At 70.4% G+C, this 14,595-nt stretch carries 14 protein-coding genes; 8 read left to right on the forward strand and 6 right to left on the reverse strand.

All coding sequences use genetic code 11. The features are described from left to right. Window positions 1–29: 29 nt before the first annotated feature. Complete coding sequence (locus ACTWQI_RS04485) at window positions 30–1,223, reverse strand: argininosuccinate synthase (protein WP_443267626.1); 1,194 nt, start codon at window positions 1,221–1,223, stop codon at window positions 30–32. Between the two features lie 644 nt (window positions 1,224–1,867). Between ACTWQI_RS04485 and ACTWQI_RS04490 the strand changes: the two genes are divergently transcribed. From ACTWQI_RS04490 to ACTWQI_RS04525, 8 genes are all read left to right on the forward strand, one after another. Continuing rightward, a complete protein-coding gene (locus ACTWQI_RS04490) occupies window positions 1,868–1,978 on the forward strand; it encodes a keywimysin-related RiPP (protein ID WP_443267628.1) in 111 nt (36 codons plus the stop codon). A gap of 154 nt (window positions 1,979–2,132) precedes the next feature. After that, window positions 2,133–3,962, forward strand: coding sequence for a lasso peptide isopeptide bond-forming cyclase (locus tag ACTWQI_RS04495; RefSeq protein WP_443267630.1), 1,830 nt, complete (start codon window positions 2,133–2,135; stop codon window positions 3,960–3,962). 11 nt (window positions 3,963–3,973) lie between these two features. Next, window positions 3,974–4,285, forward strand: coding sequence for a lasso peptide biosynthesis PqqD family chaperone (locus tag ACTWQI_RS04500; RefSeq protein ID WP_443267632.1), 312 nt, complete (start codon window positions 3,974–3,976; stop codon window positions 4,283–4,285). A gap of 5 nt (window positions 4,286–4,290) precedes the next feature. Further along, window positions 4,291–4,707, forward strand: coding sequence for a lasso peptide biosynthesis B2 protein (locus ACTWQI_RS04505; RefSeq protein WP_443267634.1), 417 nt, complete (start codon window positions 4,291–4,293; stop codon window positions 4,705–4,707). A 23-nt stretch (window positions 4,708–4,730) separates the two neighbouring features. Then, window positions 4,731–6,551 (forward strand): ABC transporter ATP-binding protein, encoded by a 1,821-nt coding sequence (locus ACTWQI_RS04510; RefSeq protein WP_443267637.1) that lies wholly within the window; start codon window positions 4,731–4,733, stop codon window positions 6,549–6,551. 274 nt (window positions 6,552–6,825) lie between these two features. Beyond that, entirely contained in the window at window positions 6,826–8,154 is a 1,329-nt protein-coding gene (locus ACTWQI_RS04515) for a ferredoxin reductase family protein (RefSeq protein WP_443267639.1), read from the forward strand. Between the two features lie 11 nt (window positions 8,155–8,165). Next, window positions 8,166–8,750, forward strand: coding sequence for an FMN-binding protein (locus ACTWQI_RS04520; RefSeq protein ID WP_443267641.1), 585 nt, complete (start codon window positions 8,166–8,168; stop codon window positions 8,748–8,750). A 31-nt stretch (window positions 8,751–8,781) separates the two neighbouring features. Continuing rightward, window positions 8,782–9,513, forward strand: coding sequence for an FAD:protein FMN transferase (locus ACTWQI_RS04525; protein WP_443267918.1), 732 nt, complete (start codon window positions 8,782–8,784; stop codon window positions 9,511–9,513). A 35-nt stretch (window positions 9,514–9,548) separates the two neighbouring features. Here ACTWQI_RS04525 and ACTWQI_RS04530 read toward each other — a convergent pair whose 3' ends face one another. The 5 genes from ACTWQI_RS04530 to argC are packed head-to-tail and all read right to left on the reverse strand — an operon-like array spanning window position 9,549 to window position 14,419. Further along, the gene (locus tag ACTWQI_RS04530) at window positions 9,549–10,145 is read right to left on the reverse strand and encodes an arginine repressor (RefSeq protein ID WP_443267920.1); all 597 of its coding nucleotides are present in this window, start codon (window positions 10,143–10,145) and stop codon (window positions 9,549–9,551) included. 5 nt (window positions 10,146–10,150) lie between these two features. Next, a complete protein-coding gene (locus tag ACTWQI_RS04535; protein WP_443267642.1) occupies window positions 10,151–11,344 on the reverse strand; it encodes an acetylornithine transaminase in 1,194 nt (397 codons plus the stop codon). Continuing rightward, window positions 11,341–12,246: an acetylglutamate kinase gene (argB, locus tag ACTWQI_RS04540; RefSeq protein ID WP_443267644.1), complete on the reverse strand. Its 906-nt coding sequence runs from the start codon at window positions 12,244–12,246 to the stop codon at window positions 11,341–11,343. The genes ACTWQI_RS04535 and argB overlap by 4 nt, the downstream gene beginning before the upstream one ends. Further along, complete coding sequence (gene argJ, locus ACTWQI_RS04545; RefSeq protein WP_443267646.1) at window positions 12,243–13,394, reverse strand: bifunctional glutamate N-acetyltransferase/amino-acid acetyltransferase ArgJ; 1,152 nt, start codon at window positions 13,392–13,394, stop codon at window positions 12,243–12,245. The genes argB and argJ overlap by 4 nt, the downstream gene beginning before the upstream one ends. Then, window positions 13,391–14,419, reverse strand: a complete 1,029-nt coding sequence (gene argC, locus ACTWQI_RS04550) for an N-acetyl-gamma-glutamyl-phosphate reductase (RefSeq protein ID WP_443267648.1) — start codon at window positions 14,417–14,419, stop codon at window positions 13,391–13,393. Before argC ends, argJ begins: the two co-directional genes overlap by 4 nt. Between the last annotated feature and the right edge of the window lie 176 nt (window positions 14,420–14,595).

Raw genomic sequence — 14,595 nt, forward strand, 5'->3', positions numbered from 1 at the left:
GTGGTACGGGACGTTACCGCGGTCGGGCCTCAGGCCAGGTCACGCTTGGCCGCGATCTTCGACGACATCCCGAAGATCTCGATGAAGCCCTTCGACAGCGACTGGTCGAAGGTGTCGCCGGTGTCGTACGTGGCGAGGTTGAAGTCGTACAGCGACGCCTCGGACCGCCGGCCGGTGACGACGGCCCGGCCGCCGTGCAGGGTCATCCGGATGTCGCCGGAGACGTGCTGGTTGGCCTCGTCGATAAAGCCGTCCAGGGCACGCTTGAGCGGGGAGAACCACAGGCCGTCGTAGACCAGCTCGCCCCACCGCTGCTCGACCTGCCGCTTGTACCGGGCCAGCTCGCGCTCGACGGTGACGCTCTCCAGCTCCTGGTGGGCGGTGATCAGCGCGATCGCTCCGGGGGCCTCGTAGACCTCGCGGGACTTGATGCCGACGAGCCGGTCCTCGACCATGTCGATCCGGCCGACGCCCTGGGCGCCGGCCCGCTCGTTAAGCTGCTGGATCGCCTGCAGGACGGTGACGGGCTTGCCGTCGATGGCGACAGGGACGCCCTGCTTGAAGGTGATGATCACCTCGTCGGCGTCGCGCGGCGTCGCCGGGTTCTGCGTGTACTCGTAGACGTCCTCGATCGGCCCGTTCCAGATGTCCTCCAGGAAGCCGGTCTCCACGGCCCGCCCGAAGACGTTCTGGTCGATGGAGTACGGGGACTTCTTGGTGGTCGCGATGGGCAGGCCCTTGTCCTCGCAGAAGGCGATGGCCTTGTCCCGGGTCATGGCGTAGTCACGGACCGGAGCGATGCACTTCAGGTCGGGGGCGAGGGAGGAGATACCGGCCTCGAACCGCACCTGGTCGTTGCCCTTGCCGGTGCAGCCGTGGGCGACGGTGGTGGCGCCGTGTTTCTTGGCGGCGGCGACGAGGTGCTTGACGATCGTCGGCCGGGAGAGCGCCGAGACCAGCGGGTAGCGGTCCATGTAGAGGGCATTTGCCTTGATCGCCGGGAGGCAGTACTCGTCGGCGAACTCATCCTTGGCGTCAGCCACCTCGGCCTCGACGGCACCGCAGGCGAGCGCGCGCTTGCGGATGACGTCCAGGTCCTCGCCGCCCTGGCCGACGTCCGCGGCAACGGCGATGACCTCGGCGCCCGTCTCCTCGGCGATCCAGCCGATGGCGACGGAGGTGTCCAGGCCGCCCGAGTAGGCGAGTACGACGCGCTCGGTCACGGGTCTCTCCTTACGGTGCATACGCTGATGGGTATAAGTATGCAGAGCCCCGTATGTTTCGTCAATGCCGGAGCGCGAGGAAGCACGGGACCGTTCTGCAGCGCCGGGACGGGCGCCGCGGCCCGGCGGAGCTGTGGGCGGGCACCGGGCCGCGGCGCCCCTCCGCGCGTCGGGCTCCCCGGTCGAGCCGGGCGCTGGGGGCTCTCCCCCAGCTAACGCCGGGACCCCCGCCCAGCGGTGCGGGGGAGTACATCTCCATGCGCTCGGAGCACGCCTTCGCGGCGACCCGCGGCGACCCGGGCCGGTTCTCCGCTTCGCAGGCACACCAACTCAGCGAACTACGGCCCTGACGGCCTGTTAACTGGACTACGGAATGGAACCGCCCCTGCACGCGAAGGGGTTCAATCGCCCGACTGTCATTGAATGCCCAATGAATTCGATTGCGCACGCGGAGGAACAAGAGCACGTCAACGCCGCCGCACCGCAAACTATTGAATCGGCAACCGTTGCAATCGGAGCGTCAAAGTCTAGGGTGGATAGTGGCATTGATGATGCCAGCGAGGCATTGCAGTACGGACTCATTGCAGCATGGACTCCTTGAACTGTCCACAAATCTCTTGGGTAGTTGAAAGGAGGTGTAACGAATGCGCGCGTACGAGCGTCCTACGCTGACTGCGGCCGGTTCTTTCCGCAAGACTGGCCTGGGCACTAACAGGGGGCCGGAAAGGGTGGTTCGCCTCAGGTTCAGCCTGTGAGTGCCAGCCATTCCCGAGCGTGACCGGCCTGGGATCTGGTCGGTCCTGGCTGGTCGGCTCCGGGAGCATTCCAGAGGGCGGCGGGTTACCGTTTGATTCCTGCCGCCCCAGACCTTGCACCACTCCCCGTCGCGGCGTCCAGGAAAGGCACCGCATGGTCTGTCTTCCTGATTCTGACGAGGTTCCGGGCTGGTTTGTCGTTCTTCCGGACTGTGCTTCGGCGGCCCCGGTGGGCGCCGCGCTCCGCAGCCGGGCAGAGCAGGAGGTCCGTCACCCGTCCGGTCGGCCTTGGCTGCTCGGCCGTTGGTCTCCGAATGCCGTGGCCGTCGGTGAGGCGGGCCGGACGAAGATCGTGGTCGTCGGTGACCACGCGGTCACCTCCGGCCGGCTCACCACGGCGGCCGGCCGGACGCACACGGTCGCCGACCTCGACGGGTTGGCCGGGTCCATGGTCGGAAGTTGTCACCTGGCCGCTTCGGTCGCCGGGTGCGTGCGGGTCCAGGGGAGCATCACCGGCCTTCGACGGGTGTTCCACGCCAGGATCGGTGACGCCACGGTGGCCGCCGACCGGGCCGACGTGCTGGCCGACCTCCTCGACGCGGAGGTCGACGAGCAGCGGTTGGCGGTCCGTCTGCTGAATCCGTTCGCGCCGCACCCGCTGTCAGGCGAGCCGGTGTGGCGCGAAGTGAGCGCCCTGTCAACCGGCCACTACCTGGTGCTCGACGGCGACGGCCGGCGACGGCCGGTCAAGTGGTGGACACCTCCGGAGCCCGTGATCCCGATGGCCAAGGGCGCGTCGGCGTTGCGGGATGCGTTGTCGGCCGCGGTCGAGGCCCGTGTTCGGGGCCGAGACCTGGTGAGCTGTGATCTGGGTGGGTTGGATTCGACCTCGGTGTGCTCTCTGGCCGCCCGCAGCAGGGCGAAGGTCATCGCCTACACCACCGACGGCCGCGACCCCATGGGCGACGACGTGACCTGGGCTCGCCGGACAGTTACCGGATTGGGCAACGTCGAGCACCACGTCAACGCCGGGGACCGGTTGCCGATGGTGTATGAGGGCCTGCGAGACGTGGACGACCACTTTGACGAGCCGTGCCCGGCCACTGTCGATCGCAGGCAGTTGCTGATCATCCCACGGTTGGCTGCGGCACGCGGCTCGCAGCTGCACCTGACCGGCTTCGGCGGGGACGAGTTGCTCGCCGGCTCGCCGGCGCACCTGCACGCGCTGCTGCGTACGCACCCCAGGACCGCGTTGCAGCGCGTGCGGGGTTTCGCCGCCCAGCGCCCGTGGTCGTACCGGGAAACTGTTCGGCAGTTGTGGGACAACAGCCTCTACCGGGCATGGCTCGCCCGGGTCGGCAACCAGCTCACTGCCGTACCGCCCCCATTGGAGACACCCACACTGGACTGGGGGACGCCGCCGCGGCTGCCCCCGTGGGCGACGCCGGACGCGGTCGAGGCAGTCCGCGAGCTGATCCACACCGCGGCCCGTACCACCGAACCGCTGGCTGAGAAGCGCGGACAGCACGTCGAGCTGGAAGCAATGCGGAGTACTTCCCTCATGGTCCGGCAGTTGGGTCAGATGGCCGCTCGAGTTGGGCTCACGCTCGCTGCCCCTTACTACGACGACCGGGTGATCGAAGCGGGCCTGGCAGTGCGGCCGGAGGACAGAATCACGCCCTGGCAGTACAAACCGCTCATCATCGAAGCGATGCGCGGCATCGTTCCCGACGAGAGCCTGACCCGCCACACCAAGGACGAGGGTTCCTATGAAGTGGAGGCAGGGCTGCGGGAAAACCGTGCCGAGTTGCTGGCCCTGTGCGAGGACTCCCGGCTGGCCCGGCTGGGCCTGATCGACCCGAACGTGCTGCGCGAAGTTTGCAGCCGACCGCTGCCTCCGACCCTGCCATTCGACGCGCTGTATCAGACTGCGGCGTGCGAGGTGTGGCTACGTACGCTCGAAACTGCGACCGCTCCCGGCTGATGGAGAAGGCGATGACACTCAAGCTGCGTGACGGCGTGTTCACGGCCGAAACCGAGTACGGGATCGCGCTGCTCGATGAGGACGGCGACCAGTATTGGACCCTCAATCCCACCGCCGCCATCGTCCTGCGAACGCTGTTGGACGGCGGAACCGTCGCCGGGGCTGTACAGGCGCTCACCGAGGAGTACGCGGTGGACATCGACAGCGCGAATCGGGACGTCCAGGAGCTCGTTGGCGAATTGCGCTCGGCGGGCCTGCTCGAAGAGAACACCGGGCGCCCACCGGTTCGGCGCCGCGTACCCGGCCGGCGGCCGGAGAAGTAGAGCCAATGACCACGCCGGAAGCTATCTTCCACCGCCCGCGCTCGGTGCCCCTTCGGCGCCGGATCCTGGTCCGGCTGGTGGTGGGAGCAGCGCGGCTCCTGGCCACCCAGCGCCCCCGGCGAATCCGGACCGTGTTGGACTGGCTTCGTCGGGGCGCCCGTCCGGCCACCTTCGACCAGGCTCAGGCGGCTCGGGACACCGTGGTCGCGGTCAGCTTGGCGTGCGGGGGACGGGAGGGATGCCTGCCCCGATCCCTGGCCACGACCCTGCTGTGCCGCCTGCACGGCCAGTGGCCCACCTGGTGCGTCGGGGTGCGGCGCCTGGCCCCGTTCGGCGCGCACGCCTGGGTGGAGGCCGAGGGAAGAAAGGTCGGTGAGGAGTATCCACCGGACTACCTCCGGACGTTCTTCACCGTTCCCTGAACACCAGGACCCGAGGCCAGGACATGCCGCGCCAGCACCCTCCCCTCGAGAACCGGGCCACGCTCCGGGACATCGCGCGCGTCGTCGGTTCCCGCCGCCGGTTGGTCCTGTTCGCCTGCGGGTTGACCGTCACCGGGTCGGCACTGGCCCTGGCACAGCCCCTGCTGGTCAAGCGGGTCATCGAAGCGGCCGACACCGGATCGGTCGGCGTGGCGCTGATCGCCCTGCTGATCGGGCTGTTCATCGGCCAGGCGGTCGTCGAGGCGGGCGCGCGCTACGTACTCGCCCGGACCAGCGAGAGCATCGTGCTCGGGCTCCGGCTCAGCCTCATCGGCCGTCTGCTGCGGCTGCGCATGCCCGTGTACGACAGGCAGCGCACAGGTGATCTGATCTCCCGGGCGGGAACCGACGGCAACGAGGTGCGCCGGCTCGTGGCCGAGTCGTTCACGGATGCGGTCACCGGTGTGGTCGGCGTGATCGGCGCCGTGGCGCTGATGATCTGGCTCGATCCGATGCTGTTCCTGATCGTCTTCGCGCTGGTGCTGGCGGGCGGCCTGGCGGTCTCGTCCGCGCTGCGCGGGATCCGGAGGGCCTCGCTGCGGCGACAACGGTCCGTCGGCGCCATGGCCTCGGACCTGGAGCGCGCCCTGAGCGCGACCCGCACGGTACGGGCCAGCCGGGCGGAGCAGCGCGAGAGCGAGCGCATCGCGGGCCAGGCACGCGCCGCCTACGCCGCGAGCGTGCACATGGCGAAGCTGGACGCGGTGGTTCAACCAGCGAGCCAACTCGCGGTCGACGGGTCCTTCCTGGTGGTCCTGCTCGTCGGCGGCCTGCGGGTCGCCCAGGGCACCACCTCGGTCGCCGACCTGGTGGCCTTTCTGCTGTACATGACCTACCTGGTGGTGCCGATCGGCTCGGTCTTCCAGGCGATGAGCGCGCTGCAGCAGGGCAGCGGCGCCCTGCACCGCATCAACGAGGCCCTGGCCCTGCCGCGCGAGCCGAGCAGCACCACCGGAACCGGAACTCCGCTAGCACCGCCCGAGCCACCCGCGTCGACGGTGGTACGGGCGTCGGAGCCGACACCGCCTTCGCCCACAGCCCCGCCCGCCCTGGAGTTCCGCGACGTCTGGTTCGGCTACCACGCGGACCGGCCGGTGCTGCACGGCGTGTCCTTCCAAGTGCCGCGGCACGGACGGACCGCGCTGATCGGCCGGTCCGGGGCCGGCAAGTCCACAATCTTCGCCCTCATCGAACGGTTCTACGATCCCGACCGGGGCGAGATCATGCTCGGCGGCGACGATCTGCGGACCATGAGCCGCACGGACTCGCGGGCGAGAATGGGGTTGGTCGAGCAGGACTCCCCCGCGCTGTACGGCACCTTGCGCGACAACCTCCTCTACGCCGCCCCAGATGCCGACCAGGAGGAGCTGCACCGGGCCCTGGAGCTGGCGAATCTCACGGAGTTGGTGGCCAGGCTTCCGGACGGGCTCGAGACCGACGTCGGTGAGCACGGCGTCCTGGTCTCCGGCGGCGAACGCCAGCGTGTCGCCATCGCCCGGGCCCTGCTGACCCGGCCGGAACTCCTGCTGCTCGACGAACCGACCTCGCAGCTCGACCCGATCAGTGAGGCGGCTCTGCGCCGCTCGATCCGGCAGATCTCCACCGAATGCACGCTGCTGGTCATCGCGCACCGGTTCTCGACCATCCGCGACGCAGACCTGATCATCGTCCTCGAGGGCGGTGAGGTCGTCGCTCGGGGGAACCACGGCGAGCTGATGGACACCAGCGCCCACTACCGGCTCCTGTCGCGTGCCCAGCAGACCGGAGAGCTGTTTCCCGTGTGACCACGGCCCCTTGACAGGCTCCTTTGGTGAGCCTCCCGGTGACCGGTCGAGACCGCCCCTGGGGGCTGGTCGAGCCCGCCATCCAGGCCGTCGATGCCATCGCCGGATCCGGAATGAGCATCCCGCGCCCCCGATCCGTATCAGAAACCGAGCCCGGGCTGCCGTGCGCCCCGGGCCGCGGCGCACCGGGGAGGCAGGACCGTTGGCGACGACACAGACGATTCAGACGATTCGACAAAGCGGCCGGGCCGCCAGGCGCAGGGCGGAGCGCCGAATGCGCCCGCGCCGCTCGCCCGCCGCGCCCGTGCTCGTACTGCTCTGGGCCGGAGCCGCCGCAGCGGTGGGCCTGTGGTGGTACACCACCGAGGCCGTCACGGCCACCAGCGACTGGCTCGTCGGCGCGGGTCGCATCACCGGACTGCTGGCCGGATACGCCACGGCCGTGGTCATCGCCCTGATGGCCCGGGTGCCCGCCCTGGAACGCCGGATCGGCTCCGACCGGGTCACCCGCTGGCACGCGATGGCCGGTCGCTACACGGTCTTCCTGGTCCTCGCCCATCTGTCGCTGATCCTCTGGGGCTACGCCGCACAGGCCGGGACCGGCGTGGTGGCGCAGGCCGTCACCGTGGTCCTCGACTACCCCGACATGATCGAGGCGTCGGTCGGTACAGCGCTGCTGCTGGTCATCGCGGCCGTCTCGGCCTCGGTCGTGCGCCACCGGATGCGGTACGAGATCTGGTACTACCTCCACCTGCTGACCTACGCGGCCGCGTACCTCGCCTTCTGGCACCAGCTGTCGACCGGCGCGGAGTTCGCCGCCGTACCCGCCGCCCGCACCGCCTGGTACGCGCTGTACGGCACCGTGACGATCCTGGTGTTGTGGTACCGGGTCATCACCCCCGTGCGCCTCAATCTCCGGCATCGCCTCACGGTCCAGGAGACCGTGCGGGAGGCGCCGGACGTCGTCTCGGTGATCATCCGCGGGCGCCGGCTCGACCGGCTGGGCGCCCAGGCCGGGCAGTTCTTCCGCTGGCGGTTCCTGGCCCCGGGCCTGAGGTGGACCTCGAACCCCTACTCCCTGTCGGCCACCCCGCGTTCCGGCCTGCTGCGCATCACCGTCAAGGCCGCCGGGGACCACAGCGCGGCCCTTGCCCGGCTGCGGCCCGGCACCCGGGTGTGGGCTGAGGGTCCGTACGGCGCCCTCACCGCGGCGCGCAGACAGCGCGGACGCAACACCAAAGTGCTGCTGCTGGCCGGCGGAGCCGGGATCACCCCGCTGCGGGCGCTCTTCGAGTCGATCCCCGCACGCCCGGGCGACCTCACCCTGCTGTACCGGGCCCACAGCCAGGAGGATCTGGCGCTGTGGCGGGAGCTCGAGGCCATCGCCCGGGCACGCGGCGCACGGCTGTTGTACGCGGTCAACGGACCGGACGGGGCCCGACCCGAGATCAGCGCGGAGACCCTGGGCCGGATGCTGCCCGACATCGGCCGGCACGACGTGTACCTGTGCGGTCCGCCCGGCCTGGCCGAGGAGTCCTACACCGCGCTGCGCGAGGCCGGAGTCCCGGCCCGCCGTATCCACCACGAGTCCTTCGCATTGTGAGCTGCGAGCCCATGAAGAAGCATCCGATCCGGCACATTCTGCTGGCCACTGCGTCCACCGTCTCCGGCGTCGTCCTGTTGCTGGCCCTCAAGTCCCCGGGGCTGCCGGGCACTTCGACCGAGGCGCGGGCCCCCGTGGCGGAGGTGACGGCGCCGGCACCGCTGCCGCCCACATCCGCCCCGTCGGATCCCCAGGCACCGGAAGAGCAGCAGAACCCGGGGACGTCCCAGGAGTCCGAGGAGCCCCCGGAACCCGCGCAGCCCCCGGACACCCCGAAGGCACCCAAGGCACCGAAGGCGCCGTCGCGGGATGCGGCGGTCGCACGGACGGTCACCGGCGACGCCGTCCAGACCGATTACGGGCCGGTGCAAGTCCGGATCACGCTCTCCGGAGGCCGGATCACCGCGGCGTCCGCCGTACAAGCGCCCTCGTCCACCCCGCGGTCCCAGGAGATCACCTCGTCCGCCGTCCCCCGGCTCGACCGGGCGGCGGTGTCGGCGCAGAGCGCCGAGATCGACGCCGTGTCCGGCGCCACGTACACCAGTGAGGGCTACATCGGCTCCCTGCAGAGCGCGTTGGACAAGGCCGGTGTCTGACCCTCGGCGGCTGTGCCGGATCGAGCACGCGATGGGCACGGTCTTCTCGTTCGACGTCCGTGGCGAAGCCGCCGGCCAGGCGGACGCCGCGGTGGAGGCGGCCGCGGCCTGGCTGCACCGGGTGGACGAGCTGTTCTCCACCTACAAGCCGGAGAGCGAGCTGAGCAGACTGGCCCGCGGCGAGCTGACGGTGGCCGAGTGCGATCCCTTGATCGCGGAGGTGCTGGCGCTGTGCGAGGCCGCCGAGGCGCGCAGCCACGGCTGGTTCAGCAGCCGGTACGCCGGCACGCTGGACCCCACCGGACTGGTCAAGGGGTGGGCTGTGGAACGCGCCTCGCTGCTGCTGGCCGCCGCCGGGGTTCGCGACACCTGCATCAACGGCGGCGGAGACATCCAGGTGAGCGGCCGCCGTGAGCCCGGTCGGCCCTGGCGGATCGGGATCAGCGACCCGCTCCACCCGGGCCGGTTCGTGGCCGTCGTCGAAGGAGCCGGACAGTTCGCCGTGGCCACCTCCGGCACCGCGGAGCGGGGCTGCCATGTGGTGGACCCGAACTCCGGCGCTCCGCCGCGGAACGGGCTCGCCTCGGTCACCGTGCTGACCCGCGGGCTGACCGCGGCGGACGCCTGGGCCACGGCGGCCTTCGCCCGGGGGTCCGCGGCCCGCGACTGGCTCGAAGCGCTACCGGACGTCGAGGCCTTCGCCGTCACATCGGACGGGGACACCTGGTGCACCGCGGGCTTCCGGCAGTTCGCCCACGTGTGATGACGGGGGGCACGGGCCCGTCGGCCGTACGCTGCTCAGCGCGCCTTCTGCGCCAGCTGCAGCAGATGGTCCGCGAGGGCCTGACCGCCGTCCGGGGCGCGGCTGATGAGCAACAGCGTGTCGTCCCCGGCGATGGTGCCGAGGATGTCGTGCAGTTCCGCCTGGTCGATGGCCGAGGCGAGGAACTGGGCCGCCCCCGGCGGCGTACGCAGGACGACCAGGTTGGCCGAGGCCTCGGCGGAGATGAGGAGCTCCGCCGAGAGCCGCCGCATGCGCTCCTCCTTGGCCGACTCCCCCAGCGGCGCCTGCGGGGTACGGAAGCCGCCCTCGGACGGCACCGCGTAGATCAGCTCCCCGCCCGTATTACGGATCTTCACCGCGCCCAGCTCGTCCAGGTCACGGGAGAGGGTGGCCTGCGTGACGGAGAGCCCGTCGTCGGCGAGGAGCTTGGCGAGCTGGCTCTGTGAGCGCACGGGCTGCCGGTTCAGGATGTCGACGATCCGTCGGTGGCGTGCGGTACGGGTGTGCGGAACGGACGGCCCGCCGTGTTCCGGCCCACCGTGCTCCGGTCCGCCGTGCTCCGGTCCGCCGTGCTCCGGTCCGCCGTTCCCGCTCCCGTGCACCTCGGTCATCGTCGTCATTCTCCGGATCGTCGTTCCCCGTGAGCGGCGTCGAGGACGGCCGGGAGCTCCCGGAGGAACGCATCCACCTCGTCGTCGCCGACGATCAGCGGCGGGGCGAGCCGCACCACGTCGGGCGTGACAGCGTTCACCAGGAATCCGGCTTCCTGAGCCGCCCGCTGCACATGTGGTGCAGCGGACTCGGTGAGCACGATACCCAGCAGCAGCCCGGCGCCGCGTACCCGGCCGACGAGCGGGTGTCCGAGCGCCTCGATGGCCGAGCGCAGCCGCTCCCCCGTCCGCTTCACCCGGTCCAGGATTCCGTCGGACCGCATGGTGTCGAGGACGGCGAGGGCAGCGGCGCAGGCGACCGGATTGCCGCCGAAGGTGGAACCGTGCTGACCGAGTGTCAGCAGATCCGCGGCGTCACCGAAGGCGAGGGTGGCGCCGATCGGCAGTCCGCCGCCGAGGCCCTTGGCGAGGGTGACGACATCGGGCTCGACGCCCTGGGCCTGGTATTCGAACCAGTGACCCGTGCGGCCGATCCCGGTCTGGATCTCGTCCAGGACGAGCAGGGTGCCGGTGGCCCGGGTGATCTCGCGGGCCTGAGCCAGATAGCCCTTGGGCGGCACGACCACCCCGTTCTCGCCCTGGATCGGCTCGACGATCAGCAGCGCGGTGTCGGAGGTGACGGCGGCACGCAACGCCTCGGCGTCGCCGTACGGCACGTGCGTGACGTCGCCGGGCAACGGCAGGAAGGGGTCCTGTTTGCCCGGCTGGCCGGTGAGGGCGAGCGCTCCCATGGTGCGGCCGTGGAAGCCGCCCAGGGTGGCGACCATGTGCGTACGACCCGTCCGCCGCCCGATCTTGAAGGCCGCCTCGACCGCCTCCGCCCCGGAGTTGGAGAAGTAGACCCTGCCCGGTCGGCCGCAGAGCTGGAGGAGCCGCTCGGCGAGGACGACCGGCGGCTCGGCGACGAAGAGATTGGAGACATGTCCGAGGGTCGCGATCTGGTCGGACACGGCCTGGACGACGGCAGGGTGGGCGTGGCCGAGGGCGTTGACGGCGATACCGCCGACGAAGTCGGTGTACGCCGTTCCGTCGGCGTCCCAGACGGTGGAGCCCTCGCCGCGGACCAGCGGCAGCCGTGGGGTGCCGTAGTTGTCCATCAGAGCGTCCTGCCAGCGCCGCGTCAGCTCCTGATTGGTCACGCTTCCCCCTGTGCCGGTGGGTCGGGCACGACCATCGTGCCGATGCCCTCGTCGGTGAAGATCTCCAGCAGGATCGAGTGCTGCACACGTCCGTCGATGACGCGAGCGGTGTTGACCCCGTTGCGCACGGCGTGCAGGCAGCCCTCCATCTTGGGGACCATGCCGCTGGCGAGCTCGGGCAGCAGTTTCTCCAGCTCCTTGGCGGTGAGCCGGCTGATCACGTCGTCGCTGTTCGGCCAGTCCTCGTAGAGACCCTCGACGTCGGTGAGGACCATGAGCGTCTCCGCGCCGAGCGCGGCGGCGAGCGCGGCGGCCGCGGTGTCCGCGTTGATGTTGTAGACGTGGCCGTCGTCCGCGCTGCGGGCGATGGAGGAGACGACGGGGATCCGGCCATCGTCCAGCAGTGCCTGGATGGCGCCCGCGTCGACCTCGGTGATCTCGCCGACCCGGCCGATGTCCACGGTCTCGCCGTCGATCTCGGCGTAGCGCTTGGTGGCGGTCATGGTGTGCGCGTCCTCGCCGGTCATGCCGACGGCGAGCGGGCCGTGCTGGTTGAGCAGGCCGACGAGCTCGCGCTGCACCTGCCCGGCGAGCACCATCCGTACGACGTCCATCGCCTCGGGCGTGGTGACGCGCAACCCGGCCTTGAACTCCGAGACCAGGCCCAGCTTGTCGAGGTGGGCGCTGATCTGCGGGCCGCCGCCGTGCACGACGACGGGCTTGAGGCCGGCGTGCCGCAGGAAGACCACGTCCTGGGCGAAGGCGGCCTTCAACTCCTCGTCGATCATGGCGTTGCCGCCGAATTTGATGACCACGGTCTTGCCGTGGTGGCGCGTGAGCCAGGGCAGCGCCTCGATGAGGGTCTGTGCCTTGGGCAGGGCGGTGTGCTTACGAGTACTCATGAGGAGTAGGCACTGTTCTCGTGGACGTAGTCGGCGGTGAGGTCGTTGGTCCAGATGACCGCGGAGTCGCTGCCCGCGGCCAGGTCGGCGGTGATCCGGACCTCGCGGTAGCGCATGTCGACCAGGTCCCGGTCCTCACCGACGGAGCCGTTCCGGCAGACCCAGACGTCGTTGATGGCCACATTGAGGCGGTCCGGCTCGAAGGGGGCGGAGGTGGTGCCGATCGCGGAGAGCACCCGGCCCCAGTTGGGGTCCTCGCCGTGGAGGGCGCACTTGAGGAGGTTGTTGCGGGCGATGGAGCGGCCGACCTCGACGGCGTCGTCCTCGCTCGCGGCGCCCACGACCTCGATGCGGATGTCCTTGGAGGCACCCTCCGCGTCACCGATCAGCTGGCGGGCGAGGTCGTCGCAGACCGCGCGGACCGCCTCGGCGAACTCCTCGTACGCGGGGGTGACGGCGGAGGCGCCGGAGGCGAGCAGCAACACGCTGTCGTTGGTGGACATGCAGCCGTCGGAGTCGATCCGGTCGAAGGTGGTACGGGTCGCGGCGCGCAGCGCCTTGTCCAGGTCCGGGGAGTCGACGTCGGCATCGGTGGTGAGGACGACCAGCATGGTGGCCAGTCCCGGGGCGAGCATTCCCGCGCCCTTGGCCATGCCGCCCACGGTCCAGCCCTCGCCCTCGACGACGGCCGTCTTGTGCACGGAGTCGGTGGTCTTGATGGCGATGGCGGCCTTCTCACCGCCGTGTGCGGACAGTTCGGAGGCCGCCTTCTCGACTCCCGGCAGCAGCTTGTCCATCGGGAGGCGGATGCCGATCAGGCCGGTCGAGGCCACGGCGACCTCGGCCGCGCTCTCGCCGAGCGCGTCGGCGACCTTCTCCGCCGTGGCGTGGGTGTCCTGGAAGCCGAGCGGTCCGGTGCAGGCGTTGGCGCCACCGGAGTTGAGGACCACGGCGGCGACCTGGCCGCCCCGCAGGACCTGTTCGGACCACAGGACGGGGGCGGCCTTGACCCGGTTGGAGGTGAAGACGCCCGCGGCGCCGCGGCGCGGTCCGTTGTTGACGACGAGCGCGAGATCGGGGTTTCCGCTCTCTTTGATGCCCGCTGCGATGCCGGAGGCCGTGAAGCCCTTTGCCGCTGTGACACTCAAGGCGCGACTCCGATCGTGGAAAGGCCGGTGTCCTCAGGAAGTCCGAGGGCGATGTTCATGCTCTGCACCGCGCCGCCCGCGGTGCCCTTCGTGAGGTTGTCGATGGCGCTGATCGCGACGATGCGGCCCGCCGCCTCGTCGTACGCGACCTGCAGGTGCGCGGCGTTGGAGCCGCAGACGGCGGCCGTGGACGGCCACCGGCCCTCCGGCAGCAGATGCGTGAACGGCTCGGCGGCGAATGCCTTCTCGTACGCCTCGCGCACCCCGTCCGCCGCGGTCCCCGGCTTGGCCTTCACGGTGCACGTGGCGAGGATGCCGCGAGGCATCGGCGCGAGGGTCGGGGTGAAGGAGACGGTGACGGGCTCGCCTGCCGCCGCCGAGAGGTTCTGCACCATCTCGGGGGTGTGGCGGTGTCCGCCGCCGACACCGTACGGGCTCATGGAGCCCATGACCTCGCTGCCCAGCAGATGTGGCTTGGGCGTCTTGCCCGCGCCCGACGTACCCGAGGCGGCGACGATCACGGCCTCCGGTTCGGCGAGCCCGGCCACGTACGCCGGGAAGAGCGCAAGGGAGACCGCGGTCGGATAGCAGCCGGGGACCGCGATGCGCTTGGTCCCCCGCAGCGCGGTGCGGGCACCGGGCAGCTCGGGCAGGCCGTACGGCCAGCTGCCCGCGTGCGGGGACCCGTAGAACTTCTCCCAGTCGCCCGCGTCCTTCAGCCGGAAATCGGCGCCGCAGTCGACGACCAGGACGGTCTCGCCCAGCTCCTGGGCGGCAGCGGCGGACTGCCCGTGCGGCAGTGCGAGGAAGACCACGTCGTGGCCCGCCAGCGCTTCCGTGGTGGTCGGCTCGAGCTCACGGTCGGCGAGCGGAAACAGGTGGGGCTGGAGTGCGCCCAACCGCTGGCCGGCATTGGAGTTGGCGGTCAGTGCGCCGATCTCGACCCCGGGGTGCCCGAGCAGCAGGCGCAGCAGTTCCCCGCCCGCATAGCCGCTCGCTCCGGCCACTGCCGCCCGTATCGCCATCGTGAAACCCTCCTCCTCGATGGCATGACTATACGGAATGCCACAGCTTTATGCAATCACTCCTATGGGTGACAGGCGGCTCGGGCGCGACGCCACAGAACGGGCACGCCGCTGCCGTCCATCGCTTGCGGAGCCCGACAAGCCACGGCAAGATCACGCGAGGCATTCAACAGAAT

It is taken from the genome of Streptomyces sp. KR80 (genome assembly GCF_052245555.1).
Taxonomy (GTDB): Bacteria; Actinomycetota; Actinomycetes; order Streptomycetales; family Streptomycetaceae; genus Streptomyces.

Bases quoted from the DNA above. Each gene is read 5' to 3' on its own strand.
- ACTWQI_RS04515 (WP_443267639.1), top strand. From the start codon at position 6,826: ATGCGCCCGCGCCGCTCGCCCGCCGCGCCCGTGCTCGTACTGCTCTGG.
- ACTWQI_RS04520 (WP_443267641.1), top strand. From the start codon at position 8,166: ATGAAGAAGCATCCGATCCGGCACATTCTGCTGGCCACTGCGTCCACC.
- ACTWQI_RS04525 (WP_443267918.1), top strand. From the start codon at position 8,782: ATGGGCACGGTCTTCTCGTTCGACGTCCGTGGCGAAGCCGCCGGCCAG.
- ACTWQI_RS04505 (WP_443267634.1), top strand. From the start codon at position 4,291: ATGACCACGCCGGAAGCTATCTTCCACCGCCCGCGCTCGGTGCCCCTT.
- ACTWQI_RS04530 (WP_443267920.1), bottom strand. From the start codon at position 10,145: ATGACCGAGGTGCACGGGAGCGGGAACGGCGGACCGGAGCACGGCGGA.
- ACTWQI_RS04495 (WP_443267630.1), top strand. From the start codon at position 2,133: ATGGTCTGTCTTCCTGATTCTGACGAGGTTCCGGGCTGGTTTGTCGTT.
- ACTWQI_RS04510 (WP_443267637.1), top strand. From the start codon at position 4,731: ATGCCGCGCCAGCACCCTCCCCTCGAGAACCGGGCCACGCTCCGGGAC.
- ACTWQI_RS04490 (WP_443267628.1), top strand. From the start codon at position 1,868: ATGCGCGCGTACGAGCGTCCTACGCTGACTGCGGCCGGTTCTTTCCGC.
- ACTWQI_RS04500 (WP_443267632.1), top strand. From the start codon at position 3,974: ATGACACTCAAGCTGCGTGACGGCGTGTTCACGGCCGAAACCGAGTAC.
- argC (WP_443267648.1), bottom strand. From the start codon at position 14,419: ATGGCGATACGGGCGGCAGTGGCCGGAGCGAGCGGCTATGCGGGCGGG.
- argB (WP_443267644.1), bottom strand. From the start codon at position 12,246: ATGAGTACTCGTAAGCACACCGCCCTGCCCAAGGCACAGACCCTCATC.